Origin of the sequence: Deinococcus proteolyticus MRP (assembly GCF_000190555.1) — a bacterium.
In the GTDB taxonomy this organism is placed as follows: Bacteria; Deinococcota; Deinococci; order Deinococcales; family Deinococcaceae; genus Deinococcus; species Deinococcus proteolyticus.
The window spans coordinates 1,158,195-1,182,722 of record NC_015161.1 but is presented as its reverse complement, the minus strand read 5'-3'; the positions used below and the strand labels follow the sequence as shown (position 1 = coordinate 1,182,722).

Sequence of the window (24,528 nt, the reverse complement as noted above, 5' to 3'; positions counted from 1 at the left end):
CCTCCCTATCACCGGCGCTGAACGTTCTCCACCCAGGCGTCCACCAGCGCCTGAGGGTTTTCGGTCAGTTCGGGCTTCACCGGGTTGAGTTCGGTGGTTTCGGCCAGCGCAAATACCGGGTCCAGCGGGGTTTCGGCGGCGGCAGGGTACACCCACATGTTGGTGGGGATATCCCTTTGCACTTCGGGGCTCAGCATCCAGTCCACGAAGGCTTTGGCCGCTGCCTCGTTGCCGGTGCTTTTCAGGATGCCCACGCCTTCCAGCTGCAGATAAGAGGTGCCGGGAATAAACAGGTTGGCGGTGGGGGCTTCGGCCGGCAGTCTGGCCGGGTCGTAGCCTTCAGCGTAGAACACCTCGGCGGCGGGGCTGGAGCCGTAGCTCAGCACCAGCGGGTAGCGGCCGCCCGCACGGGTGAACTCAGTGTTGTAGGCGTCGCTCCATCCGCTCACGGTCTTCATGCCGTTGTTCTCGGCCTCGTTCCACCAGGCCCAGGCGCCCTCTTCTCCCAATTCGTTCACGGTGGCCATCAAGAAGGCCAACCCCGGCGACGACGTGGCAGGTGAGGGCACCACCAGGCGGCTGGCGTACTCCTCGCCCTTGAGCTCGTCCAGGGTCTGCGGCAGTGGCAGGCCGGTCTTGGCCCAGGCGTCGCGGTCGTAGTTCAGCGCCACCACGCCGTAGTCCACTGTGTTCAGCAGGCCGCTTTCATCCAAGCGGCGTTCTGAGGGGACGCCGCTCAGCGCCGGACTGCGGTAGGCCATCAGCAGGTCTTCGGCGCGGGCACGGGGCAGCATCGAGTTGTCCAGACCGTACACCACGTCGGCCAGCGGCGCCTGCTTGGTCAGAATCAGGCGGTTCAGCATCTGCCCGGCGTCCCCAGCCTTGATCAGTTCCACGTTCACACCGGTGCTCTTCTCGAAGCCTTCGATCATCCCGTCACTCAGCGCAAAGGAATCGTGCGTGATGACTTTCAGGGTGCCGCCGATTTTGTCGGTGTTGCCGGTGGGTGTGGTCGTCCCAGTGCCCGTCTCAGGAACAGGGCTGGCGCTGGCCGTCTGCGCCGCGCTGCTCGCTTGCGCGGCCGAAGCCTGCTTATCCGGTTGGGCTCCGGTTTGCTGCTCGGGCGCAGTGCAGGCGCTCAGGCTCAGGAGCGCGGTCAGGGTCAAGGCAGGCTTCAAGGCAGATTTTAGATTCATGGCATGCTCCTCGGGTCTATGGGGACAGGAGCAGTGCGGGTGGGGCCTGGGCCGGTGCCTGCATCGCTTCCTCCGCTGGCATGACCCAGTTCAGGTTCAAAGGGTGTGTCTCAGCCTGCTTGACCCCTGTACGGATCAGGCAGGCACCCCTGCGACGTTCGCATGAGCATAGCAAACCGGTCTCAGGGCCGGGGGTCCGGTGCTGAAAGTCGGACACGGTCTATAGTGCGCCATGCCCCCACCGCTTCTGCTCGTGTGGACCGCTGTGCAGGACGCTCAGGGCCGAGTCCTGCTGGCTCGGCGCTGCGGTGCGCGCGTGGCCGACGGGCTATGGAACCTGCCCGGCGGCGCTGTGGAGCCCGGCGAGGACCTGCGGGCCGCCGCCTTACGCGAAGTCCGCGAGGAAGTGGGGCTGGAGCTGGACCCGGCGCAGCTGAGCAGCCTGGGTGTCAGTTCCTTTGACTCCTTTGCTGGAACTGCAAATGCCGCCGGGGAAGTGGGTTCGGCAGTGCGGGGCGCCGCGTTTTTTTTCCGGGCGCGGGCCCGGCAGGGTGAACCCCGGCCACTGGACAAAACGGACGCCGTGCAGTGGGCCGACCTGGCGCAGTTGCCGTCCGGGTGCTTGCCCTGGCTTCCGGAAGCCCTACGGCTACATCTGCTGCAGGGAGCGCGGCTGACCCAGCAGCGGGGAGCAGGGCAAGCAGTGCAGTGGACTGTCCTGTTCTGAGAGGAAAGGCCTGAGAGGAGGGTGGGTGGAGGAGCAGCAGAAAAGCTGCCGCTCACGTCGGCACTTTGGCCCGGCCTAAAGGCAGATTCATAAATATGGGTTCCTTAAACCCAGCCTTGAATAAACCTACAGTTTCTACTCAACAAGGTCCTGGGCGGTTGCGGCAGACTACTCGGCGTAACGGAGACGGGAATCACATTCCCTGAGCTTTCCCGTGACGACTTCAAGTATCTGGAGGTACTTCTTATGACGAACATGATTAACGACCAGCTGGTGCGCCTGTCCGACCTGAGTCGCGATGACCAAATGACCTTCTTCAACGACAGCGATGTCTTCAACCCCATCGGTGCTACCGCTTACGGCGCCAACGGCGAGAAGATCGGCAGCGTGCGTGACGCCCTGGTTGTGGCCAACACCGGCGCCATCCGCTTCCTGATCGTGGACGCTGGCGGCTGGTTCAGCAGCAAGGAAGTTCTGGTGCCCGTGGGCCACGCCCGCATCGACGACAGCGGCGTGTACTTCGACAGCCTGACCAAGGACCAGGTTGGCGCCATGCAGGAGTACCGCTACGGCGAAGCCTACACCGACGACCAGTACACCGAAGACCAGTTCGTTGCCGACGAGCGCGTGCTGCGCGGCAACATGGACGAAGAACAGTACCGTCAGCAGGCTTACGCCACCCCTGACCGTCTGCAGCTGCTCGAAGAGCGCCTGACCGTCAACAAGGAGCGCTTCAAGGCTGGTAGCGTGCGTATCGGCAAGCACGTGGAAACCCGTCAGGAGCAGGTTGAAGTGCCCCTGCAGCGTGAAGAAGTGGTTATCACCCGTCACGAAGTGACCGATGGCCGCGCTGTGCAGGGCGCCCGCCTGGGCGAAGGCCAGCAGACCATGCAGGTGGATCTGGAAGCCGAGCGTGCCAACATCGGCAAGGAAACCTTCGTCACCGAGGAAGTCGAAATCGGCAAGCGTGCCGTGACCGAAACCCAGACCGTGACCGAAACCGTGGGCCGCGAAGTGCTGGACGTGGACCGCGACGGCCAGATCGACGTTGACAGCGATCTGAACCGCCGTTCCTAAGCAATTTCAGTAGAGAAAGGGCGGGTCTATCCCGCCTTTTTTCGTCGCTGCATTCCGGAAAGGAAATGACATGACTGACAACCTGAAACCAGGCGAACGCCACTTGGAAGCCGTGGGTGACCAAGCAGATATGACGGCCCAGGGCGAGCGGGGTGCTGAGCGCGACCTGCGCACCGAAGCGGCTGGGCTGCTGGCCGACCAGACCGACCGCCTAGTGCTGTACGAGGAGCGCGCCCGTGTAGATGTGGTGCGTGAATCGCGCGGTGCCGTGACCGTCCGCAAAGTCGTGACCGAGCGTGAGGAAATGGTGCCGGTGACCCTGCGCTCCGAGTATCTGGAAATTCTGGTGCATGAGGGCGCTGGCCGTGTGCGGATGGGCGACCAGGAGCTGCAACCCGGCCAGACCTACCAGGTTGAACTGAGCACCGAGCGGGCCAGTGTGCATAAGGAAATCGTGCCCATCAGCGAAGTGTCCTTCGAGAAGCGGGCGGTTTCTGAAGAAGTGCAGCAGACCGTAACCCTGCGCCGCGAAGTGCTGGACGTTGAAGACCCCCAGAATCTGGTCGCCAACCGTAGCGAGCTGGAAGGCGACCTGCGCTAGGGCACTGGGCCTAGGGGCAGTGCCGCCGCTCCGCTCCTGTCCTTGTAGGGCTCCCAGGCTTATGCCTGCGGGGCCTTTTTGCGGCCATGGCCTATCATGGCCGTATGTCATCTGAGCGGCCCACCGCCCACGAGCTGGGTGTTGCCGACCTGCAACCTACTGCCGACGGTTCGCTGACCCTGCAAAGCCGCCGCTTCGGGCAAACCTACGGCTCGGCGCATGGAGCCGAAACCCAGGCGCGGCATGTGTTTGTCGAGGGGACTGGCGTAGCGGGCTGCCCACGTGCCCGCGTCCTGGAAATCGGTTTCGGTGTAGGGCAGAACCTGCGGGCCACCCTGGCAGCGCGGGGAAGGCGGCCGCTGGACTACCTCGCCTATGAATACGACCCGGTATCTGCCGAGGTGCTGACTCATCTGACCGGGGGAGAAGAGAGCCGGGCAGCCGGTGCGGGCCATCCCGTGTGGCAGGAACTGCTGCTGGCCTGGCCGCCGCCGGCCGGCGGTGAGCTGACCATCGGGGTGCAGGAGCAGCGGCTGCGGGTGCGCCGGCTGGACGTCCTGGAAGCCGAGCTGCCGCGTGGTTGGGCCGACGCCGTATATCTGGACGGCTTCTCACCGCAGGCCAATCCCGAGCTGTGGTCGGACGAGTTCCTGGCGCGAGTGGCGGGGGCGCTGGCTCCGGGGGGCGTGCTGGCCACCTATTCGGCAGCTGGGCAGGTACGCCGCGCCCTGCTGGCCGCCGGCCTGCACGTGGAAAAACGGCCCGGCCCACCGGGTAAGCGCGAGTTCCTGCGTGCGGTGCGGCCTGCGGAGGTGCAGCAGTGAGCCGCAGTTTGCTGGTGGTGGGGGGCGGCATCGCCGGAGCCTCGGCGGCCTACTGGGCGGCGCAGTCCGGCTGGCGGGTGACGGTGGTGGACGCGGGCCAGGCCAAAGCCAGTGAGGTTCCTTCGGCCCTGCTCAACCCGGTGCGGGGTCAGTCCGGCCGGGTGCCGCCCCGCGCCGCCGAGGGGCTGGCAGTCACCTGGGCGCTGATACGGCAGTTGACAGAGCAGGGATATACAGTGCCGCACGGCCGGACTGGGGTACTGCGCCCAGTGCCCGACGCCGCCACCCAGGCCCGTTTTCAGCGCAATCTGGCCGACCTGCCACACGAGTGGTGGCTTCCCGAACGTGCCGGTGACCTGGCTTCTGGCTGGCATGCGGCGCTGCATTTGCCTGAAGGCGGCTGGCTGGACGGCGCCGCGCTGTGCCGGGCATTGCTGGCTGCTTCCGGCGCGCAGGAAGTGACGGGGAAAGTGGTGGCTGCCGCCGAGGGCCGCGCCCGGCTGGCGGATGGCCGTGAGCTGAGGGCGGACGCCTTGCTGTGGTGTGGAGGAAGCTTTGGTGCTGAGCGCCGTCTGAGTGTAGATGCTTCCCAAATCCAGAGTCACCGCGCCGGTACGCTGCTGACCCTGGCTCAGGCCCCAGGGGGACAGCCGCTCAGTTTCGGGGCTTATCTGGCTCCGGCGGCGCAGGGCGGCGTACTGGGGGCCACCTTCGAGCGGCCTGCCGCCGCGTGGTCGCCTCCGGAGTCCACGCTTTCCTCATTGGCTTGGCTGCTGGACAAAGGGCAGCGCCTGCGTCCACTGGCTGGGCTGGATGTGACCGGCAGTTGGAGCGGCACCCGCCTCAGTGGGCTGCGGGCCGGGCAGGTGGGTGCCAGTGAATGGGAGCTGAGTGGCCTGGGCAGCAAGGGCTACCTGCTGGGGCCGCTGCTGGCGCGTGAGCTGGTCAGTGGCCTTTAGGAAAGTCGGGCCGCCGCGCCAGGTCAGTCCAGCAGGCGGCGGTCCATTACAATAGAGAGCAATGTTGGATTCACTTTGTCCTGTCCCCGGCCGCACCTTGCAGGAGCGCCTATGCTGATTGCCGCTCTGCTGTCTTGGTTTCTGACCGGTCTGTTTATTCAGCAGTCCAAGAAGCGTGGGTGGGGCCAGCCGATCCGCGCCGACGGTCCCCAGAGCCACCTTGCCAAGGAAGGCACCCCCACTGCCGGCGGCGTGGCCTTTACCCTGGTCACGCTGCTGGTCTGGCTGGTCCTTTTCCTGAGCGGGCAGGGCGGCGATATGCGCGAAGCTCTGCTGGTGCTGGCGGCCCTCGGCATGGGGCTGGTGGGCGGCCTGGACGACTGGTTCAAGATCCAGTCGCGCATGAAAGGCAGCGGCAAAAAGGAACTGCTGGCCCGCGAAAAGTTCCCCCTGCAAATCCTGTTCGCGCTCATCTTCGCCTACCTGGCCGCTCCTTACGCCAGCCATGAGCTGGTGCCTTCGCTGGGGTGGGTGGGTGACATTATCCTCTACACCTTCGTGATGGTGGGGGCCGTGAACGCCTTTAACTTCACCGATGGACTGGACGGGTTGCTGGCCGGGGTCGCCATCATCGTGCTGCTGCCGTTCATTGCGGTGTCGCCGGTCAGTGCGCTGCTGGCTGCGGCGCTGCTGGGCTTCCTGTGGTTCAACGCGCATCCCGCCAAAGTATTTATGGGTGACATGGGGTCGCACGCCATCGGGGCGATTGCGGCCGGGGCTTACATCCTGTACGGAGATGTGTGGCTGCTGCCCATCGCGGCCATCATTCCGGTGGCGGCGGTGCTGAGCGTGGTGATTCAGGTGATTTCGTTTAGGACCCGGGGCACCCGCGTGTTCAAGATGTCGCCTATTCAGCATCACTTCGAGCTGAGCGGCTGGCCCGAAACCCAGGTCACGCAGCGCTTCTGGGTGGTGACCGGCATCGCCACGGCACTGGTGTGGTATCTGCTGGGCGGCCGCCCCTGAGTGAACAGTGAACAGGGCCTCAGTTCTCCCTGCCGTACCCCCGCCCACCGGTGGGGGTTTTTCGTGGGTCCCCGTACTGTCCATGTGTCACCCTGCTGCCCGTGGCTCACCCTGCTAAGAGCACCCGGGTAAGATTGGCCCATGACTTTGCCGCACACCGACTGGGACTGGGCCGCCACGCTCCGCCGCGCCGCTGCCGTGCGGGCCGGGGTGGCCGCCCAGGACACGACCTTTTACCGGCTGCTGCACACCACCGAAACGGGTGGGCTGTGCAGCCTGGACCGAATCGGGCTGATTGGAGTACTGAGCCTGTACCGGGAGCTGAGCGCTATGCAGGAGGCAGCGCTGTTGGAAGCACTTGAGCAGCCTCTGCGGGAGCTGGGCCTTCAGACGCTCTACCTCAAGCGCCGGCCGGAAGTGGCCAGTCACCGCGCCAACACCGAGCGGGAATATCTGGCCCCGCCGGAGCCGGTCTGGGGGCCAGCCGTGGCTGAAGCGGTGGCTATGGAGCGCGGTGTGCCGTTTCTTTTTCGGCCCGGCGGTGACCTGAGCGTCGGGCTCTTTGCGGACGCCCGGCCCATGCGCGAGTGGGTGCAGGCGCACGCAGCGGGCCTGCGGGTGCTGAACACCTTCGCTTATACCTGTGGCTTTGGCCTGAGTGCGGCGCTAGGAGGAGCGCTGGGCGTCAAGAACGTGGACCTGTCGCGCCGGGTGCTGGCCTGGGGACAGGAGAACTACGCCCTGAGCAGCCTGAGCGCCCCGGACGAGGACTTTCTGTACGGCGACGTGTTCGAGTGGCTGCGGCGGCTACATAAGCGCGGCGACCGCTTCGACCTGCTGATTCTGGACCCGCCCAGCTTTGCGCGGCGTGGCCGCCAGACCTGGCAGGCCGAAAAGGACTACGCCGCGCTGGTGAAGGCCGCCGCACTGCTGCTGGCTCCCGGCGGTCAACTGCTGGCGATGACCAACCACGCTGGCCTCCCGGGGCGGGCCTTCGGGCGGCAGGTCGCGCAGGGGCTGGAGGCGGCCGGTCGCCGCGCGGCCGGGCCGGTGAGGCCACTGGAGCCGGGCGCGGATTTTCCCGGCGCGGCGCATCTTAAAGCCGGCGTGTGGCGCCTGAGCTGAACGTCAGGCAGCAGGCCGGAGATCCAGTGCGTGCCCGGCCGGACGCTTGGCCCGCTGTGCTACCTTGTGGGCACCAGAAATTCGGGTATTTTATACTCAGTCCAAAATCCGTCCGCCCCCACAGGCGGATTCACTCTTATTCCGGCCTGCCGGGGTGCTGGCCCCGGGTCCCGCCTTCTCCTTTCCAGCAGAGGTAGCCATGATTGATTTTTCCCTGACCGACGAACAAAAGCAGCTGCAACAGCTGGCCCGCGACTTTGCGCGCAAGGAAATCATGCCGGTGGCCGAGGAATACGACCGCCGCGAGGAAATGCCCTGGGACGTGATCAAGAAGGCACACGAGGTGGGCCTGCTGAACGTGGCCGTGCCCGAGCATGCCGGCGGCCTGGGGCTGGGCATGGTGGACGAGTGCATCATCGGTGAGGAGCTGGCCTACGGCTGCATGGGGATGTTCACCATCATGATGGCCTCCGAGCTGGGCATCACGCCCATTCTGGTGGGCGGCACCGAGGAGCAGCAAAAGCGCTTCCTGAGCCCCCTGGTCGAAAAGCCGGCGCTGGCCGCTTTCGCGCTCTCGGAACCCAACAACGGCTCCGACGCGGCGGGAATGCACACCACCGCTGTGCTCGACGGTGACGAGTGGGTCATCAACGGCACCAAGATGTGGATTTCCAACGGCGGTGAGGCCGAAGTGACGGTGGTCTTCGCCACCACCGAGCGCGGCGCCGGCCACAAGGCCACGGTGGCGCTGGTGGTCCCCAAAGACGCCCCAGGATTCAGCTACAACAAAATCAAGCACAAGATGGGCCAGCGTGCTTCCCTGACTTCCGAACTGGTCTTCGAGAACGTGCGTGTGCCCAGAGAAAACCAGCTGGGTGGCCTGGGCGACGGCTTCAAGATTGCCATGAAGACCCTGGACAAGACCCGCATTCCTGTAGCCGCCGGCTCGGTCGGCGTGGCCCGCCGCGCCCTGGACGAGTCGGTCAAGTACTCCAAGGAGCGTGAGGCGTTCGGTAAGCCCATTTCCAGTTTCCAGGCGCTGCAGTTCAAGATGGCCGACATGGCGATGGGCATCGAGACCGGCCGCCTGATGTACCTCAAGGCTGCCTGGCTGGTGGACCAGGGCCTGCCCCACGGCTACGAATCCGCTATTGCCAAGGCGTACTGCTCGGATATGGCCTTTGATGCGGCCAACGAGGCCATCCAGATTCATGGCGGCTACGGCTACGTGGGCGAGTACCCTGTGGAAAAGCTGCTGCGCGACGTCAAACTCAACCAGATTTACGAAGGCACCAACGAGATTCAGCGTGTGGTGATCAGCCGCAGCCTGCTGAAAGACTGACCCCGGCCCCGTAGGAAGGCCCCACCCTGCCGGGGGGTTCAGCCCCGCAAGGTAGATTGTGAAACGGCGGGGCCTGTGACAAAATGCACGTCATCTTGTCCACCTCTGGCCCTTCCTCCGCTTCCCAGTGTCAGTCCCCATGCGCCGCGCTCTTTCAGATGCCGGCCAGGCGGCTTTTTTCTGCTGGGCGGCAGAGGCCGGAGCTGTTTCGAGACCAACTGTTCCCAGTCCCGCCAGGCCCCCATCTCATCAGTGCCCGACACTGCTTCAGGCGAAATGGACCCGGCCGCAAAAGGGCATAAGGAGAAACCGCGTGACCAACCCCAACACCACCAAGCAAATCAAGCTGACCAAAGAAGGCTACGAGCGTCTGGAAAAGGCGCTGGCCCAGGAGCAAGAGCGCCTGACCGAAGCTACCCGCATCGTGCAGGAGCAGATGGAGAACTCCACCGATTCGGAAGATACCGGCCTGGAAGACGCCAAGCGTGAAAAGCGCCAGGTGGAAGCCCGCATCGAGGAGCTGGAAGACACCCTGGCCCGCGCCACCGTGATTGAGGGCGGTGCAGACGACGGCGCCGTGAACCTGGGCGCCACCGTGGTGCTGAGCAACGAAACCGCCAAAAAGGAAATGACCGTGAAAGTGGTCAGCGCTGCCGAGGCCAGCGTGCGCGGGGGCGACAAGACCCCCCGCATCAGCGACGACAGCCCGGTGGGCCGCGAGCTGATGGGCCGCCGCGAGGGCGACGCCTTCGTGGTGAACCTGGAAGGCGGCAAGCAGGTCAAGTACAAAGTCAAGAGCGTCAGCTACTAGGCTGCAAGCCGGGGGCAAGATGCGAAAGGCAGAAGGTAGGGGAGGGCGCTCTCCGGGCCTTCTGCCTTTTTCCCGCCGCCATATCCTTTAGACTTCTGACCATGTCAGACGAAGGCCAGCAGTCCGCCCCCCAGACCCCCGATTACAGCCACCTGCACGAACAGACGGTCAGCCGCCTGAACAACCTCGCCGCCCAGGTGGAGGCCGGCTTCGAGGCGCACCCATACGCCTACGCGCAGACCCACCACAGCCGCGATGTGCTGTCCGCCCATCCTGCCCAGACTGAGGACGGCAAGTGGGAGCCGGGCCAGGAGTGGCCCGAAGAAAGCTACTCGCTGGCCGGGCGCATCACCCTGCTGCGACACATGGGCAAGGCCGCTTTTGCTGAGCTGCAAGACGAGTGGGGCAGCCTGCAGGTGTTCTTCTCCAAGAGTGACCTGGAAAGTTTCGCCGCCACCAAGAAGATTGACCTGGGTGACATCATCGGCGTGAAGGGCTATCCCTTCGTCACCAAGACCGGCCAGCTGACCCTGCACGTGACCGAGTGGCAACCACTGGTCAAGAGCCTGCACCCGCTGCCCACCAAGTTCGGCGGCCTTCAGGACGAGGAGCTGCGTGCCCGCCGCCGCTACCTTGACCTCATCGTGAATCCCGAGCGCCGTGAAGCGTTCCGCACCCGCTCACAGGCCATCCGCTACATCCGCAACTTCCTGGACAGCCAGGGCTTTATGGAAGTGGAAGGCCCCACCCTGCAAACCGTGCCGGGCGGCACCGAGGCCACCCCGTTCCAGACGCACCACAAGGCGCTGAGCCACGATTTCAGCCTGCGTATTAGCCTGGAGCTGTACCTCAAGCGGCTGCTGGTGGGCGGCTTCGAGCGGGTGTACGAAATCGGGCGCAACTACCGCAACGAGGGCATTGACCGTACCCACAACCCCGAATTCACCATGTTGGAAGCCTATTTCGCCTATGGCGACTACAACGACATGATGGAACTGGTGGAGCGGATGCTGAACGGCCTGGTGAAGGAAGTCACGGGCGGCAGCGAGAAAATCACCTATCAGGGCCGCGAGCTGGATTTCAGCCTGCCGTTTAAGCGCCTGGACTTCGTGACCGCGCTGCGTGAAAAAGCGGGCCTGGATTTTGATCCGCTGGACCTGGGCAAGCTGCGGGCCTGGGCCGACGAAAAGCACCCCGAGATGCGCAAGGTGCCCGACTACAAGCTGCTGGACAAGCTGAGCGGCGAGTACATCGAGCCTGAGCTGCAAAGCCCCACCTTCCTGGTGGATATGCCGCTGGTCATCAGCCCGCTGGTGAAACGGCACCGCGAGCGCGCTGGCCTGAGCGAACGGGCGGACCTGTTCGTGGGCGGCTTCGAGCTGGCGCCCATCTACTCCGAGCTGAACGATGCCCTGGACCAGCGCGCCCGCTTCGAGGCGCAGACGGCCCGCCGCGAGGCTGGCGACGACGAGGCCCACCAGCAGGACGAAGATTTCCTGCTGGCGCTGGAATACGGCATGCCGCCCACCGCTGGCATGGGCATGGGCATGGACCGCCTCGCCATGCTGCTGACCGATTCCGACTCTATCCGCGACGTGCTGCTGTTCCCGCTGCTGCGCCCCGAAGCGGGCAGGCCAGCAGCGCAGGCAGAGGCGCAGGAAGAAATGCAGGGCTGAACGCTGAGTATGGTCGAGCTGCCCTCTCCGCCTGGAGGGGTTTTTTGATGGGCTGAGCGGGGCACCGACAAGGACGCTTCTGCTGCCAGAAAGTCCGCTGGCCGTATGTGCGGGCCTCTGCGCAGCTGGGCGTGGCAAGTGTGGCGGGGAAGGGGCGGGCTGCCCCCTGTACTGCCGCAAGCTATAACCGGGCCAGGGGAGAGGACAGGTTTTTGACCTGCCAGCTGCGGTATTCTCTGAGGCAACCCACAACTCGGTTTTCCCGGAAGCTGGCCGCTGCAGCGCTGAATTGGTGCGGACCCCGCTTCCGGCCACAAGGAGATGCCATGACCACACTTGACCGTCAGCCCGACACCGCCATGACCGGCCTGCACCCCGCGCATGGCCGCCTGCGCTTCGTAACCGCCGCCAGCCTGTTCGACGGGCACGACGCTTCCATCAACATCATGCGGCGCATCCTGCAAAGCCAGGGTGCCGAAGTGATTCACCTGGCCCACAACCGCAGTGTGGACGAGGTGGTGAACACGGCCATTCAGGAAGATGCCCACGGCATTGCGGTGAGCAGCTATCAGGGCGGGCATGTGGAGTATTTCCGGTACATGCGCGAACTGCTGGACGAGCGCGGCGCCGGGCACATTCAGGTGTTCGGTGGGGGCGGGGGCGTGATTGTGCCGGCCGAAATCCGCGAGTTGCAGGAAGCCGGAGTCATCATCTATTCGCCTGAGGACGGCCAGCGGCTGGGACTGGTGGGCATGATCGAGGACGTGATGCGCCGCGCCGCCGCTGCTGCGCGCCCACCCGCACCGCCGCTGGAAGTGCTGGCGCAGGGAAGCGCCCGTGAACTGGCCCGCTACATTTCCGCGCTGGAAGACGGCACCCTGCCCGCTGAGGAGCGCACGCGGCTGGAGGCTCAGGCGGCCGGTATCGGGACGCCGGTGCTGGGCATCACCGGGACCGGGGGCGCGGGCAAGTCCAGCCTGACCGACGAGCTGATTTCGCGTATTCGGCTGGACCAGCACGACTCCAAGCGGGTGGCGGTCATTTCCATTGACCCGTCGCGGCGCAAGTCGGGCGGCGCCCTGCTGGGCGACCGTATCCGCATGAACGCGATTGACACGCCGCAGGTGTACATGCGCTCGCTGGCGACCCGCGAGGCCGGCAGCGAAATCAGCGCGGCGCTGCCGGGCGTGATTGCGGCCTGTAAGGTGGCGGGTTTCGACCTGATTATCGTGGAGACTTCGGGCATCGGGCAGGGGGACGCGGCCATTACCCCGCACGTGGACCTCAGCCTGTACGTGATGACGCCGGAGTTCGGCGCGGCCAGCCAGCTGGAAAAAATCGACATGCTGGACTTTGCCGACCTGGTCGCCATCAACAAGTTTGACCGCCGGGGCGCCCAGGATGCCCAGCGGGACGTGGGCAAGCAGCTGCAGCGCAACCGCGAAGCCTGGGAGAAGATGCCCGCCGATATGCCGGTGTACGGCACCCAGGCCAGCCTGTTCAACGACGACGGCGTGACCGCGCTGTATTTCGGCGTGAAGGACGCTCTGGCGGAGCGCGGCCACAGCTGGGCCGAAGGCAAGCTGACCCGCCCGGACGGCAAGGCCAGCACCCGCACCCATGAGATTGTCCCGGCCAGCCGCGCCCGCTACCTGGCCGAGATTGCCGAGACGGTGCGCGGCTACCACGCCGAGACCGAGGCCCAAGCAGGGCTGGCCCGCGAAGTGCAGGACCTGCGCCATGCCCAGCAGCTGAGCGGCGCGGACCTGAGTGCCCAGATTGCCGAGCGCGAGGGGCAGCTGAGTCCGGAAAGCCGCCAGCTGCTGGAGGCTTGGCCGCAGACCCAGGACGACTACGCCGGCGACGAGATGGTGACCCAGGTGCGTGGCCGCGAGATTCGCACCGAGCTGACCACGGTCAGCCTCAGCGGGCTGCACATTCCCAAGGTGGCCCTGCCGCGCCTGAGCGACCACGGCGACCTGCTGCGCTTCCTGCGTGCGGAAAACCTGCCAGGCCGTTTTCCCTTCACGGCGGGCGTGTTCCCCTTCAAGCGTGAGGGCGAAGACCCCACCCGCATGTTCGCGGGCGAGGGCGACGCGGCCCGCACCAACCGGCGCTTCCGGCTGATTTCGGAAGGGATGCCCGCCAAGCGCCTGAGTACGGCCTTCGATTCGGTCACGCTGTACGGCCAGGACCCTGATCCTCGCCCCGACATCTACGGCAAGGTGGGCACCAGCGGCGTGAGTATCGCCACGCTGGACGACATGCGGGTGCTGTTTGACGGTTTTGACCTGAGCGACCCCAGCACCTCGGTCAGCATGACCATCAACGGCCCGGCGCCCACCATCCTGGCGATGTACCTGAATGTGGCGATTGAAAAGGACGCTGCCAAGTTTGCCGAGCGCGAGGGCCGCGAACCCACCGAGCAGGAGCGCGCCGAGCTGCGGGCCGAAACGCTGCGGCAGGTGCGCGGGACCGTGCAGGCCGACATTCTCAAGGAGGACCAGGGCCAGAACACCTGTATCTTCAGCACCGAATTCAGCCTCAAGGTGATGGGCGACATTCAGGAATACTTCGTGCAGAACGAGGTCCGCAACTTCTACTCGGTCAGCATCAGCGGGTATCACATCGCGGAGGCCGGGGCCAACCCGATTACCCAGCTGGCCTTTACGCTCGCCAACGGCTTTACCTACGTGGAAAGTTACCTGGCGCGGGGAATGCAGATTGACGATTTCGCGCCCAATCTCAGTTTCTTCTTTTCCAACGGCATGGACCCGGAATACTCGGTGATGGGCCGGGTAGCCCGCCGTATCTGGGCCGTGGCGATGCGGGAAAAGTACGGAGCCGCCGAGCGCAGCCAGAAGCTGAAGTACCACGTGCAGACCTCGGGCCGGTCGCTGCATGCGCAGGAGATGGACTTCAACGATATCCGCACCACCCTGCAGGCATTGATTGCCATCTACGACAACACCAACAGCCTGCACACCAACGCCTACGACGAGGCAATTACCACCCCCAGCGCCGAGAGCGTGCGGCGGGCGCTGGCGATTCAGCTGATCATCAACCGCGAGTGGGGCGCGGCCAAGAACCAGAACCCCAACCAGGGCAGTTTCTTCTTCGAACAGCTCACCGACATGGTCGAAGAAGCCGTGCTGGCCGAGTTCGAGCGCCTCTCCGAGCGCGGCGGCGTGCTGGGCGCGATGGAAACCGGCTACCAGCGCGGGCGGATTCAGGAAGAGTCCATGCTGTACGAGCACCGCAAGCACGACGGCACCCTGCCTATCATCGGGGTGAACACCTTCCTGAATCCCAACCCCGCCGAAGCCCCCGAGCTGGAGTTGGCACGCGGCACCGAAGAGGAGAAGCAAGCGGCGCTGCAGCGGCTGCAGCACTTCCAGGCCGAGCATGCCGCCGAAGCACCCGCCATGTTGGAACGGCTGCAACAGGCCGTGCTGGACGGCGAGAACGTGTTCGCTGTGCTGATGGACGCGGTGCGGGTCTGCTCGCTGGGGCAGATTACGAACGCGCTGTTCGAGGTGGGCGGGCAGTACCGCCGCAACATGTGATATGGACGGCGGAGTCGTTCGCTTCGGCTTTGGCGGGCGGCCCCCGAACAGTGTGAACGGCTTGGTGCGGGAAGTCTGGGCCGGGCACAAGCGGCCTGTTTGCGGTCCATTCTTCCTCGGTCAGGCCGCTGAAAATGCTTTAGGCTAGCAGGGCATGTTGAGACAGACCGCCCTGATATTCGTTGCCCTGCTGAGCCTGGGGGCCTGCAAGCCCGCGTCCGAACCCGAGCCGACGGCTTCGGCTGTCCCCTCTGTGCCGATTCCCGTGGCGCCGGGGGCTGAACCGGTCGCCTCGCAGCCTGCGGCCAGCGAGAAGGCCGCCGGTGAGACTGCCGTGGCGGCCGAGCCGGTGGCCGAGCCTGAAGTGGCCCGCCCGCCCGCCCCCAAGACCGAGCAGGTGGAGGGCGACCTGACCTGCACGGCGCGGTTGGCACACCAGTCGGTGTCGGGCAACGTGGTGGTGCCCACCGGTGCCAACTGCCAGCTGTTCGAGAGCGAGGTGGACGGCAATGTGGTGTTGCAGCGCGGCTCGGCGCTGACCCTGTCCGCCACCCAGGTGGGCGGCAGCGTGCAGGGCGAAGAAGTGTACGACCTGGCGGTCGAAGGGGGCCGGGTGAAGGGGAGCGTGTCGCTGAAAGACGGCCAAAGCGCCCGCGTAACCGGCGCGGCGGTGGACGGCAACCTGGAATTCAGCGGCCAGCAGGGCCCTGTGGACGTATCCGGTGCTCAGGTGGGCGGCAACCTCAGCTGCGAGGGCAATGCAGGCGTCAGCGGCCAGAACAACGAGGTCGCGGGCAACCGCACCGGCCAGTGCGCTGGCCTATAAGAACGTCACTCACCAAACGTCATTTGCTATCAGCAACGCCCCCAGCCAAGTGCGGTGGGGGCGTTCTCTACGGGTTTGGAAGTGCGCGGGTGTGGCGGTACTCAGCTCTGGGTGGGGAGCAGGTAACCCTGGGTCACCTCGCGGTATTCCTGCACTTGCTGGCGCTGCCAGGCTTCGTCCTGGCCCAGTTCCTCGGCCAGCAGCGCGGCCACGCGGGGAGCGGCTTCCATGCTGGCGCGGGCGTCCAGCAGCTGGGCACGCAGGCGGCGGGCCAGCACGTCTTCCACGGTGCGGGCGCTTTCAAAGCGGGCGGCCCAGCGCACTTCGGCTTCGGTGTAGGGCAGGGCCGGGTGCAGGGGCTGGTCCGCGCCGGGCAGCTCCTGGATGCGCCACGCGTCGGTGCCATACACCTTCCAGTGGTCCGGCTGCTCCTCGTCGCTCCAGCCGTGCAGGTGCAGGGCCTGGGTGGTGCTGACACGGCCCGGCAGTCCCGCCACCTTTTCGGCCTTGTTCACGGTGTCCTCGCCCATGCGGCGGTAGGTGGTCCATTTGCCGCCGGTCAGCGTGACCAGGCCGCCGTCCGAAATCACCACGGTGTGGTCACGGCTGATGGCTTTGGTATCGCTGGCGTCGGCAGGTTTCACCAGCGGGCGCAGGCCCACGTATACGCTTTTCACGTCGTCACGGGTGGGGGCTGGACTCATGTAGCGGCCGGCGGTCCGCAGGATAAAGTCGATTTCCTCGGGCAGCGGGCGCGGCTCAAAGGACGTGTCGGGCACGGCTGTGTCGGTGGTGCCAATCACCACGTGGTCGTGCCAGGGCACGGCGAACAGGACCCGCCCATCGTCGGTGCGGGGAATCATGATGGCGCTGTTGCCGGGGAGGAACTTCCGGTCCACCACCACATGCACGCCCTGACTGGGCGAAAGCATGGGCTTGATGCTGGGGTCTTCCATCTTGCGGACATCGTCCACCCATACGCCGGTGGCGTTGACCACGACCCTGGCACGGGCTGCATGCTCCTGGCCGGTTTCCTCGTCGCGGAAGCGCACGCCGCGCACCTGGCCTCCGTCCTTGATCAGTCCGGTCACGGGCGCGTGGTTCAGGGCCACGCCGCCGAAGTCTTCCAGCGTGCGCAGCAGCGTAATCGCCAGCCGGGCGTCGTCGAACTGCCCGTCGAAGTACAGGATGCCGCCGGTCAGGCCCTCATTTTGCAGGGTGGGAATGCGGTGCAGCGCTGCTTGCTTGTCCAGATAGCGCGAGCTGCCCAGGTTCAGTTTGCCGGCCAGCAGGTCGTACATCTTCAACCCGATGCCGTAAAAGGGCGCCGACCACCAGGTGTAGCCGGGCACCACGAATTCCAGGTCGTGGACCAGGTGCGGGGCATTTTTGCGCAGCAGCCCGCGCTCGTGCAGGGCCTCGCGCACCAGGCTCACGTTGCCCTGGGCCAGGTAGCGCACGCCGCCGTGGACCAGCTTGGTAGAGCGGCTGGACGTGCCTTTGGCGTAGTCGTGGCCTTCTAGCAGCAGCACCGAGTAGCCTCGGGTGGCGGCTTCCACGGCCGTGCCCAGGCCCGAAGCGCCGCCGCCCACCACGATAAAGTCCCACTCGCGGCTCTGGGTTGCGGCCTGCAGCTGGGCGGTGCGGGGGTCAGAAGTGTGCTGGGTCATGTCGGGATGTCCTTTCGGAAGGGGAGAGAAGGGTCATGGATGGTCTTGAACAAATGTTCGCATAAGCTGAACATAATTTCAAACCTGATCGTAAGGGAGCTGGTTGTGGGAGGAGCGAAAAAAGGGAAGCGCGGCCGAACGCGTTCAGCCCCGCTTCCCCTCTGCCCCGGCGGGGGCGCAAGCAGGCCTTAGCCTTCCGTCTGAATCCAGCCGCGGCTGCGCTCCACGGCGCGGCGCCACTCGGCCATGCGGCTGTCACGCTCATCGGCGGACATCTGCGGTTCAAAGGTCTGGTCCACGGCCCAACCCTGCTCGATGGCGTCGGTGCTGTCCCAGTAGTGCACCGCCAGACCGGCCAGGTAAGCGGCGCCCAGCGCGGTCGTCTCGGTGACTTTGGGCCGCACCACCGGCACGCCTAGCAGGTCGGCCTGGAACTGCATCATCAGGTTGTTGCGGCTGGCTCCACCGTCCACGCGCAGCTCTTTGAGTTCCAGCCCCGAGTCGCTCTGCATGGCCTGCAGCAGCTCGGCCGACTGGAACGCCACCGCTTCCAGCGCGGCGCGGGCAATGTGCGCCGCGCTGGTGCTGCGGGTCAGGCCCACCAGGGTGCCGCGGGCGTAGGGGTCCCAGTAGGGGGCACCCAGGCCGGTAAAAGCAGGCACCAGATACGCGCCGCCGGTGTCCGGCACGCGGGCAGCCAGCCGCTCCACTTCCTCGCTGGAACGGATGATGCCCAGGCCGTCGCGCAGCCACTGCACCACCGCCCCGCCGATAAACACGCTGCCTTCCAGCGCGTAGGTGCGTTCGCCGCCAAGCTGCCAGCCCACGGTGGTCAGCAGCTGGTTCTGGCTGGGCACGGCTTCCTGTTCGGTATTCATCAGCATGAAACAGCCGGTGCCGTAGGTGTTTTTCGCCATGCCGCGTTCCAAGCAGGCCTGACCGAAGGTGGCCGCCTGCTGGTCGCCGGCGATACCTGCAATCGGAATGCGGCTGCCAAACAGCCCCTCGGCGGTTTCGCCGTACACCTCGCTGGAACTCCGGACCTCAGGCAGCATGGAGCGCGGCACATCCAGCAGTGCCAGCAGTTCGTCGTCCCAGTCGCCAGTGTGGATGTTGTACAGCAGCGTGCGGCTGGCGTTGGACGCGTCGGTGATGTGCAGCTGGCCCCCGGTCAGGTTATAGACCAGCCAGGAATCCACCGTGCCGAAAGCCAGCTCGCCTGCCTCGGCCGCCTGGCGGGCACCGGGCACATGGTCCAGAATCCACTTCACTTTGGTGCCGCTGAAGTAAGCGTCCAGCAGCAGGCCGGTTTTCTCGCGAATCAGCTCGTCTTTGCCCTCGGCGCGGAGGCGGTCGCACAGCTCGGCGGTGCGGCGGTCCTGCCACACAATGGCATTGTGGATAGGCTGGCCGGTGCCCCGGTCCCAGACCAAGGTGGTCTCGCGCTGGTTGGTGATGCCGATGGCGGCGATGTTGCTGGCGCGCAGGCCAGCGCGGGTGATCGCCTCCTGCGCCACACCGCTTTGGGTACTCCAGATTTCCTCGGCGTCGTGTTCTACCCAGCCGGACTGGGGAAAGTGCTGCTCGAATTCGCGCTGCGCTACGGCCATGATGTGGCCCTGGCGGTTAAAGACGATGGCGCGGCTGGATGTGGTGCCCTGGTCAAGTGCCAGGATGTATTTGTTCTGGTTGGTCATGTCGTGGGTCTTTCCTTTCCTTCGGCTGGGGTGAGGGTTGGGGGAGCAGGCAGCGGCGTGGCGGCTTTTCTTCCCGCATGCCTTTACTGCGGCCCGGCGTTGGGGCTGGGGTCGGCGCCCTGCTGCACGCTGGTGTTCGCCAGGTTGGCCTGGGCCAGCGGACGGCCGATGCCCCAGTCATAGATAAGGGCGCCCAGCACGCTGCCCACCAGCGGGCCCAGGATGGGAATGGTCCACACGGTCAGGTCCCCGAAACCGTTGTTCTGAAAGCCGGCCACGGCAGTGAACAGGCGCGGGCCCAGGTCGCGGGCGGGGTTGATGGCGTAGCCGTTCATGGCCCCGAAGCTCATGCCAATCGCCATCACGACCATCGCCACGGCCAGCGGGCCCCAGGCGCCGCCCTCTTTGTTGTTCAGCTTGTCTCCAATGGCCAGAATCAGGCCCATCAGCAGGGCGGTGCCCACCACCTGGTCCACGAAGCCGGGCCAGAAGCCGGGATGGGCCGGGAAGGTGGCAAAGACGCCCGCCGTGCTGGACAAGGTCGGGTCAGCCACGGCCCACTGCGCGTGGTACACGGCGTACACGATGGCCGCACCCACGAAGGCGCCCAGCAGCTGCGCCAGCGTGTAGGGCAGCACCTTGGCCCAGGGAAAGCGTCCCGTTGCCGCCAGCCCCACGCTGACGGCGGGGTTCAGGTGGGCTCCGCTGATGGTGCCAGATACGAAAATGCCCATCAGTACGGCAAAGCCCCAGCCCAGGGTGATGTTGGTATAGCCCCCATTGACCACGGCGCCGGGCAACTCGGGGTTGGCGAACAGCACCACCATCGCCACCACGCCCACCCCGAACAGAATCAGGACCATGGTGCCCAGGAACTCGGCGATACACTCCTGCATCAGAGTAAATTTCATAGTTCTCCCTCTGAGACCAGGGAGGCTGCCGGCGCTCTGCCCACAGCCCACCAGTCCGGATTGGTTTCTTGGTGCCTGTATCGTGAAGGAGGCTTGAACAATTGTCAAGGCTTTGTGAGCAGATGTTCAAGCCGTGGGGGGCAAAGGTCCCAGGGCAGCGAAGTCTGCGGGTGCCTGGGCAGGGTGGCGGGCGGCTGAGGGCGGGCTGAGGTCGGCGCTCCCGCCAGAGCAGAGGCTATGCTGGGAGTCCATGACTGCCGCTACACAGACTGCCCTGGCCGTTCAGGTGGCCCGGCTGTACTACCACCAGGGCCTGACCACCGGCGAAATCGCTGCCGAGCTGGGCCTGTCGCGCCCCAAAGTCAGCCGCCTGCTGGGCTACGCCCGTGAAAGCGGGCTGGTCGAAATCCGGATTCATGACCCGGCGGCGCACCCGCGGTCGTTGGCCGGACAGTTGCAGGACCACTTTCCCGGCGTGCAGGTGCAGGTCACCCCGGTGCCGCCCGGCAGCGCCGAGGACGATTGGCTCCCGCGTGTGGCCCAGGCCACGGCGGCGCTGCTCGATAGCCTGCTGCGGGGCGGCATGACCGTAGGCCTGGCCTGGGGCAACACGGTGGATGCCGTGTCACACGCGCTGACTCCCCGGCGGTTGGGCGGGCTGGACTTCGTGCAGCTCAACGGCAGCGCCAACATTCAGGAATTGGTCAGCGGCTTCGTGACCGACACCGTGACCCGCTTCGCCCGCAACTATGGTGGGCGGGCCCACCTGTTCCCGGTGCCCACCTTTTTCGACGACCCCCACACCAAGGAAATGATGTGGCGGGAACGCTCGGTGCGGCAGGTGCTGGACCTGCAGGCACGCGCCGACCTGCTGCTGTACTCGGTGGGCAGCCCAGTGGCCGAGCGGCCCAGCCATGTGTACGCTGCCGGTTCGCTGGACGGGGCCGACCAGGCCGAACTGTCGCGTCTGGGCGTGGTGGGCGACATCGCCACCGTATTTTTCCGGGCCGACGGGTCCTGGGAAGACCTGCCCATCAACGCACGGGCCAGTGGACCAGACTTGGCGCTGATTGCCGCGCATCCGCAGTCGGTGTGCGTGGTCAGCGGCCTGGGCAAGGTGCCGGCGCTGCATGCGGCCCTGCGCGGCGGGCTGATGAAGCGCCTGATTGTGGATGAGCCGACCGCGCTGGCGCTGCTAGAGCAGGTGACTGAGCCGGAGGTCTGAGGGGCACACCCAACCGGGAAAAAGCAGACCGTTTCGCTGTGCCTGCCCACGTTATCCTGGCCCCATGACCGCGCCCCAGCCTGCCGCCCCTGCTCAGCCGCCTGCCCGCGCCTACGACCTGCTCCGTGACCTGTGGGGCTACGGTTCCTTCCGCTGGCGCCAGGGCGAGATTGTGGCGCAACTGGCGGCCGGCGGCGACGCCCTGGTGCTGATGCCCACCGGCGGCGGCAAGAGCCTGTGCTACCAGCTGCCTTCGCTGCTGCGGCCCGGCGTGGGCGTGGTGGTCAGCCCGCTGATTGCCCTGATGCAGGACCAGGTGGATACCCTGCGGCAGCTGGGCATCCGGGCGGCGTTCCTCAATTCCAGCCTGAGTGCCGAGGGGGTGCGCGAAGTGGAAGCGGCGCTGCGTGCAGGCGAACTGGACCTGCTGTACGTGGCCCCCGAGCGCTTGCTGATGGAAGGCACGCTGCGGCTGCTGGCCGGCGTGGAAGTGGCCCTGTTCGCCATTGACGAGGCGCACTGCGTGAGCCAGTGGGGCCACGATTTTCGGCCCGAGTATCAGGGTCTCGGCGTGCTGGCAGAGCGCTTCCCCGGCGTGCCGCGCATCGCCCTGACCGCCACCGCCGACGACCGCACCCGCGCCGACATGGTGAGCGTGCTGGGGCTGGAGGGAGCGCCGCAGTTCGTGGCCTCCTTCGACCGGCCCAACATCCAGTACCGCATCGCCGGAAAGGACAACGCCAAGCGGCAGCTGCTGGAGTTTATCCGCACCGAACATGCCGGGGACGCCGGCATCGTGTACTGTCTGTCGCGCAAGTCGGTAGAGGACACCGCGCAGTTCCTGAGCGACAGCGGTGTTCCGGCCCTGGCCTACCACGCCGGGCTGGACCATGCCCAGCGGCAGGAGGCGCAGGCCCGTTTTCTGCGCGAAGAAGGGCTGGTGGTGGTCGCCACCGTGGCTTTCGGCATGGGCATAGACAAGCCGGATGTCCGCTTCGTGGCGCACCTGGACCTGCCCAAAAGCATGGAGGGCTACTACCAGGAAACCGGCCGGGCCGGGCGCGACGGGGAGCCGAGCACCGCCTGGATGGTGTATGGCTTAGGCGACGTGGTGAACCTACGCCGCATGCTGGCGGGAAGCGCGGCGCCCGAGTGGGTACGGCGTATCGAGGGAGCCAAGCTGGACGCCTTGCTGGCCTACTGTGAGACCACCGCCTGCCGCCGCGAGAGCCTGCTGGCCTACTTCGGGGAGGCGTACCAGGGGCCGTGCGGCAACTGCGACAACTGCATCAGCCCTCCCCAGGTCCGTGAGATGACCCGCGAGGCCCAGATGGCCCTGAGTGCCGCTGTCCGTACCGGCAACCGCTACGGCGCCGCCCACCTGACCGACGTGCTGCTGGGCCGCGACACCGACAAGGTGCGGCAGTGGGGCCACCACACTCTGCCTACTTTCGGCGTGGGCGCCGAGCACGACGAGCGCACCTGGCGCGGGGTGCTGCGCCAGATGGTCAGCCTGGGTTATCTGGAAGCCGGCGAGCATTACGGCCTGAGTGCCACTCCCAAGAGCCGCGAACTGCTGAAGGGTGAGGTGCCGTTCCTGCTGCGTGAAGAGGTGTTGCAGCCGCGCCGCAAGACCGCTTCCAAGGCCAGGGCGGCGGCTCCCAGCGACCTGCCGCCCAGCGCCCAGCCTGCTTTCGAGGCGCTGCGTGAGTGGCGCGGGCAGGAAGCCAAGGCGCAGGGGGTGCCCGCCTACATCATCTTCGACAACAAGACACTGGCGGCCATTGCGGCGCTGCGGCCCTCTTCACTGGCGACGCTGGGCACGGTCAGCGGCGTGGGCGCCAAGAAGTTGGAGCAGTACGGCCAGGCGGTGCTGGAGGTGCTGGGCGGAGTAGGGGAGCCAGCCTAAAGACACTTGCCGCCCTAGCGCTGCGCCCCTGCTGCCAGCACTTCGGTCTGTAGGCCTGTGAACGCGCCCTGCAGTTCGCGGGCCAGTTGCCGCAGGCCCCACTCTTCGGTGGGCCGGTGCCCCAGCGCCAGAATGCCCACGCCGCATTCTTCCAGGCTGCTCAGGGCCGAGGGACGCATATCGCCGGTCAGGTACACGTTCACGCCCTGTGCCGCTGCCTGCCGCACCAGTGCGGGGCGGGTGGCGTTCATCAGGGCGACTCGCAGTGGAGGGGAGCTGCCTGCCTCCGCCTGGGCCGGTTCCAACGCGAACTCGGCGGGGCCGAACTCAGCCTCCAGCCGCGAGTGCAGCGCCGTGAAGCTGCTCTGGGGCGGCATGGCACTCAGCCCCCGCAGCGTGCCCGCCTCGTCCCTGACCTCCTGTACCTCCTGCCAGCCCAGTGCCTGTGCCAGAGCGGAGTTGGGGCCGGTGGTCAGGTGCAGGTCGAACCCGTCGTGCGAGCCCAGCAGTGTCAGCTCCGGCAGGTGTGCCGCCGCCCCCCGGTCCCGGTGGATAAAAACGGCATCGGTGCCGACGTCGGCCGGGACATCGCGCCAGTCCAGGGTCAGCGCCAGCCGCCGGACCGGCATTTGGGGGCCGTGTGGAGCGTGTTTGAGTGTCGTTGGTTCATCCAGGCGGCGCCACAGCCAAGCGGCCAGCTCGGCGGCAGTGGGTGGGCGTGCAGGTTCCATCCGGCTAGCCTAGCTCCTGTGGAGTAGCTGGAAGATGACCACTTGCGCCTATACATCAGTGGCAGTACACAGGTGGCAAATTGCGGTCATGTCCCAGCGTACCCGCAAACCCAGCCCGCAGCATTGAGACCGTCAGCGACGTGCAAATGGGTTACTTTGGGATAGCCCGGGCCTGGCATGAGCTGACGTAGGCGCCGGACTGGCAGCGCAGCTGGCGTACCAGCCTGGCCGTCGAGAAGATAGCGAACCAGTGGTGCAGAAGTGAGGGTACCCTTCCGCAGCTGCACATCTCCTCATTAACGGCCAAACAGCTGCCGGAGTTCTCGAACGACAAGGAACAGACACAGCAGTGCAAAAGCGCCATGTCCGAGCATGAGCCACACATCGTCGGCTTTGTAGGCATTCTGTATGGCTGCTACAGCTCCAAGACCAGCAACAAAAATAAGCAGATAACTGAATGTATTCATTATCACATTTTAATGGTCGCCGTTCAGCTGTTTGTCATGACGGATGTACCGGGCCCGCAAATGGAGGTAAAAGTTTCCCCCGGCTGGTAGCGGCTGCACGGGCGCGAGCTACGGGGGAGCCGGCTTTGTGGCGGAGTGTCTGCCACCGGAACCCCGCCCGCC

The 24,528-nt window shown here is 65.9% G+C and carries 20 protein-coding genes and 1 riboswitch; of the genes, 14 read left to right on the top strand and 6 right to left on the bottom strand.

Features of this window, described 5'->3' with window-relative positions:
• Positions 1 to 8: 8 nt before the first annotated feature.
• Positions 9 to 1,196: a thiamine ABC transporter substrate-binding protein gene (locus DEIPR_RS05675; protein ID WP_013614880.1), complete on the bottom strand. Its 1,188-nt coding sequence runs from the start codon at positions 1,194 to 1,196 to the stop codon at positions 9 to 11.
• 50 nt (positions 1,197 to 1,246) lie between these two features.
• A riboswitch (TPP riboswitch) is annotated at positions 1,247 to 1,357 on the bottom strand.
• Between the two features lie 71 nt (positions 1,358 to 1,428).
• Between DEIPR_RS05675 and DEIPR_RS05670 the strand changes: the two genes are divergently transcribed.
• The 12 genes from DEIPR_RS05670 (at position 1,429) to DEIPR_RS05615 (ending at position 15,756) form a co-directional block, all read left to right on the top strand.
• Positions 1,429 to 1,923, top strand: a complete 495-nt coding sequence (locus tag DEIPR_RS05670) for an NUDIX hydrolase (protein WP_013614879.1) — start codon at positions 1,429 to 1,431, stop codon at positions 1,921 to 1,923.
• A gap of 246 nt (positions 1,924 to 2,169) precedes the next feature.
• Positions 2,170 to 3,000 (top strand): PRC and DUF2382 domain-containing protein, encoded by an 831-nt coding sequence (locus DEIPR_RS05665; protein WP_013614878.1) that lies wholly within the window; start codon positions 2,170 to 2,172, stop codon positions 2,998 to 3,000.
• Positions 3,001 to 3,070: 70 nt separating this feature from the next.
• A complete protein-coding gene (locus tag DEIPR_RS05660) occupies positions 3,071 to 3,601 on the top strand; it encodes a YsnF/AvaK domain-containing protein (protein WP_013614877.1) in 531 nt (176 codons plus the stop codon).
• A 104-nt stretch (positions 3,602 to 3,705) separates the two neighbouring features.
• Complete coding sequence (gene mnmC2 / locus DEIPR_RS05655; protein ID WP_049775081.1) at positions 3,706 to 4,425, top strand: tRNA (5-methylaminomethyl-2-thiouridine)(34)-methyltransferase MnmC2; 720 nt, start codon at positions 3,706 to 3,708, stop codon at positions 4,423 to 4,425.
• Positions 4,422 to 5,384, top strand: a complete 963-nt coding sequence (locus DEIPR_RS05650) for an FAD-dependent oxidoreductase (RefSeq protein WP_013614875.1) — start codon at positions 4,422 to 4,424, stop codon at positions 5,382 to 5,384. Before mnmC2 ends, DEIPR_RS05650 begins: the two co-directional genes overlap by 4 nt.
• Positions 5,385 to 5,495: 111 nt before the next feature.
• Positions 5,496 to 6,410 (top strand): phospho-N-acetylmuramoyl-pentapeptide-transferase, encoded by a 915-nt coding sequence (locus DEIPR_RS05645; RefSeq protein ID WP_013614874.1) that lies wholly within the window; start codon positions 5,496 to 5,498, stop codon positions 6,408 to 6,410.
• A gap of 141 nt (positions 6,411 to 6,551) precedes the next feature.
• Positions 6,552 to 7,535 carry a class I SAM-dependent methyltransferase gene (locus DEIPR_RS05640; protein WP_013614873.1) on the top strand — a complete coding sequence of 328 codons (984 nt, stop codon included), beginning with the start codon at positions 6,552 to 6,554 and terminating at the stop codon, positions 7,533 to 7,535.
• Between the two features lie 199 nt (positions 7,536 to 7,734).
• Entirely contained in the window at positions 7,735 to 8,877 is a 1,143-nt protein-coding gene (locus DEIPR_RS05635) for an acyl-CoA dehydrogenase family protein (protein WP_013614872.1), read from the top strand.
• Between the two features lie 313 nt (positions 8,878 to 9,190).
• Positions 9,191 to 9,688: a GreA/GreB family elongation factor gene (locus tag DEIPR_RS05630; protein ID WP_013614871.1), complete on the top strand. Its 498-nt coding sequence runs from the start codon at positions 9,191 to 9,193 to the stop codon at positions 9,686 to 9,688.
• Between the two features lie 101 nt (positions 9,689 to 9,789).
• Entirely contained in the window at positions 9,790 to 11,364 is a 1,575-nt protein-coding gene (lysS, locus tag DEIPR_RS05625) for a lysine--tRNA ligase (RefSeq protein WP_013614870.1), read from the top strand.
• A 326-nt stretch (positions 11,365 to 11,690) separates the two neighbouring features.
• Entirely contained in the window at positions 11,691 to 14,930 is a 3,240-nt protein-coding gene (gene icmF / locus DEIPR_RS05620) for a fused isobutyryl-CoA mutase/GTPase IcmF (protein WP_013614869.1), read from the top strand.
• Between the two features lie 154 nt (positions 14,931 to 15,084).
• Positions 15,085 to 15,756 carry a hypothetical protein gene (locus tag DEIPR_RS05615; RefSeq protein ID WP_013614868.1) on the top strand — a complete coding sequence of 224 codons (672 nt, stop codon included), beginning with the start codon at positions 15,085 to 15,087 and terminating at the stop codon, positions 15,754 to 15,756.
• A gap of 101 nt (positions 15,757 to 15,857) precedes the next feature.
• Here the strand turns inward: DEIPR_RS05615 and DEIPR_RS05610 are convergent, their stop codons facing one another.
• The 3 genes from DEIPR_RS05610 to DEIPR_RS05600 all read right to left on the bottom strand — a co-directional run bounded on the left by DEIPR_RS05610 (position 15,858) and on the right by DEIPR_RS05600 (position 20,034).
• A complete protein-coding gene (locus DEIPR_RS05610) occupies positions 15,858 to 17,426 on the bottom strand; it encodes a glycerol-3-phosphate dehydrogenase/oxidase (RefSeq protein ID WP_013614867.1) in 1,569 nt (522 codons plus the stop codon).
• A gap of 188 nt (positions 17,427 to 17,614) precedes the next feature.
• Entirely contained in the window at positions 17,615 to 19,123 is a 1,509-nt protein-coding gene (glpK, locus tag DEIPR_RS05605; protein ID WP_013614866.1) for a glycerol kinase GlpK, read from the bottom strand.
• An 83-nt stretch (positions 19,124 to 19,206) separates the two neighbouring features.
• Complete coding sequence (locus DEIPR_RS05600; RefSeq protein ID WP_013614865.1) at positions 19,207 to 20,034, bottom strand: MIP/aquaporin family protein; 828 nt, start codon at positions 20,032 to 20,034, stop codon at positions 19,207 to 19,209.
• Positions 20,035 to 20,284: 250 nt separating this feature from the next.
• Between DEIPR_RS05600 and DEIPR_RS05595 the strand changes: the two genes are divergently transcribed.
• On the top strand, positions 20,285 to 21,259 hold the full coding sequence (locus tag DEIPR_RS05595; protein WP_013614864.1) for a sugar-binding transcriptional regulator: 975 nt from the start codon (positions 20,285 to 20,287) through the stop codon (positions 21,257 to 21,259).
• A gap of 64 nt (positions 21,260 to 21,323) precedes the next feature.
• Positions 21,324 to 23,168 carry a DNA helicase RecQ gene (gene recQ, locus DEIPR_RS05590; protein ID WP_013614863.1) on the top strand — a complete coding sequence of 615 codons (1,845 nt, stop codon included), beginning with the start codon at positions 21,324 to 21,326 and terminating at the stop codon, positions 23,166 to 23,168.
• Between the two features lie 14 nt (positions 23,169 to 23,182).
• Here recQ and DEIPR_RS05585 read toward each other — a convergent pair whose 3' ends face one another.
• Both DEIPR_RS05585 and DEIPR_RS14165 read right to left on the bottom strand, forming a co-directional pair.
• The gene (locus DEIPR_RS05585) at positions 23,183 to 23,899 is read right to left on the bottom strand and encodes a Nif3-like dinuclear metal center hexameric protein (protein WP_041221965.1); all 717 of its coding nucleotides are present in this window, start codon (positions 23,897 to 23,899) and stop codon (positions 23,183 to 23,185) included.
• Positions 23,900 to 24,195: 296 nt separating this feature from the next.
• Complete coding sequence (locus DEIPR_RS14165) at positions 24,196 to 24,366, bottom strand: hypothetical protein (protein WP_169310675.1); 171 nt, start codon at positions 24,364 to 24,366, stop codon at positions 24,196 to 24,198.
• Positions 24,367 to 24,528: the final 162 nt, after the last annotated feature.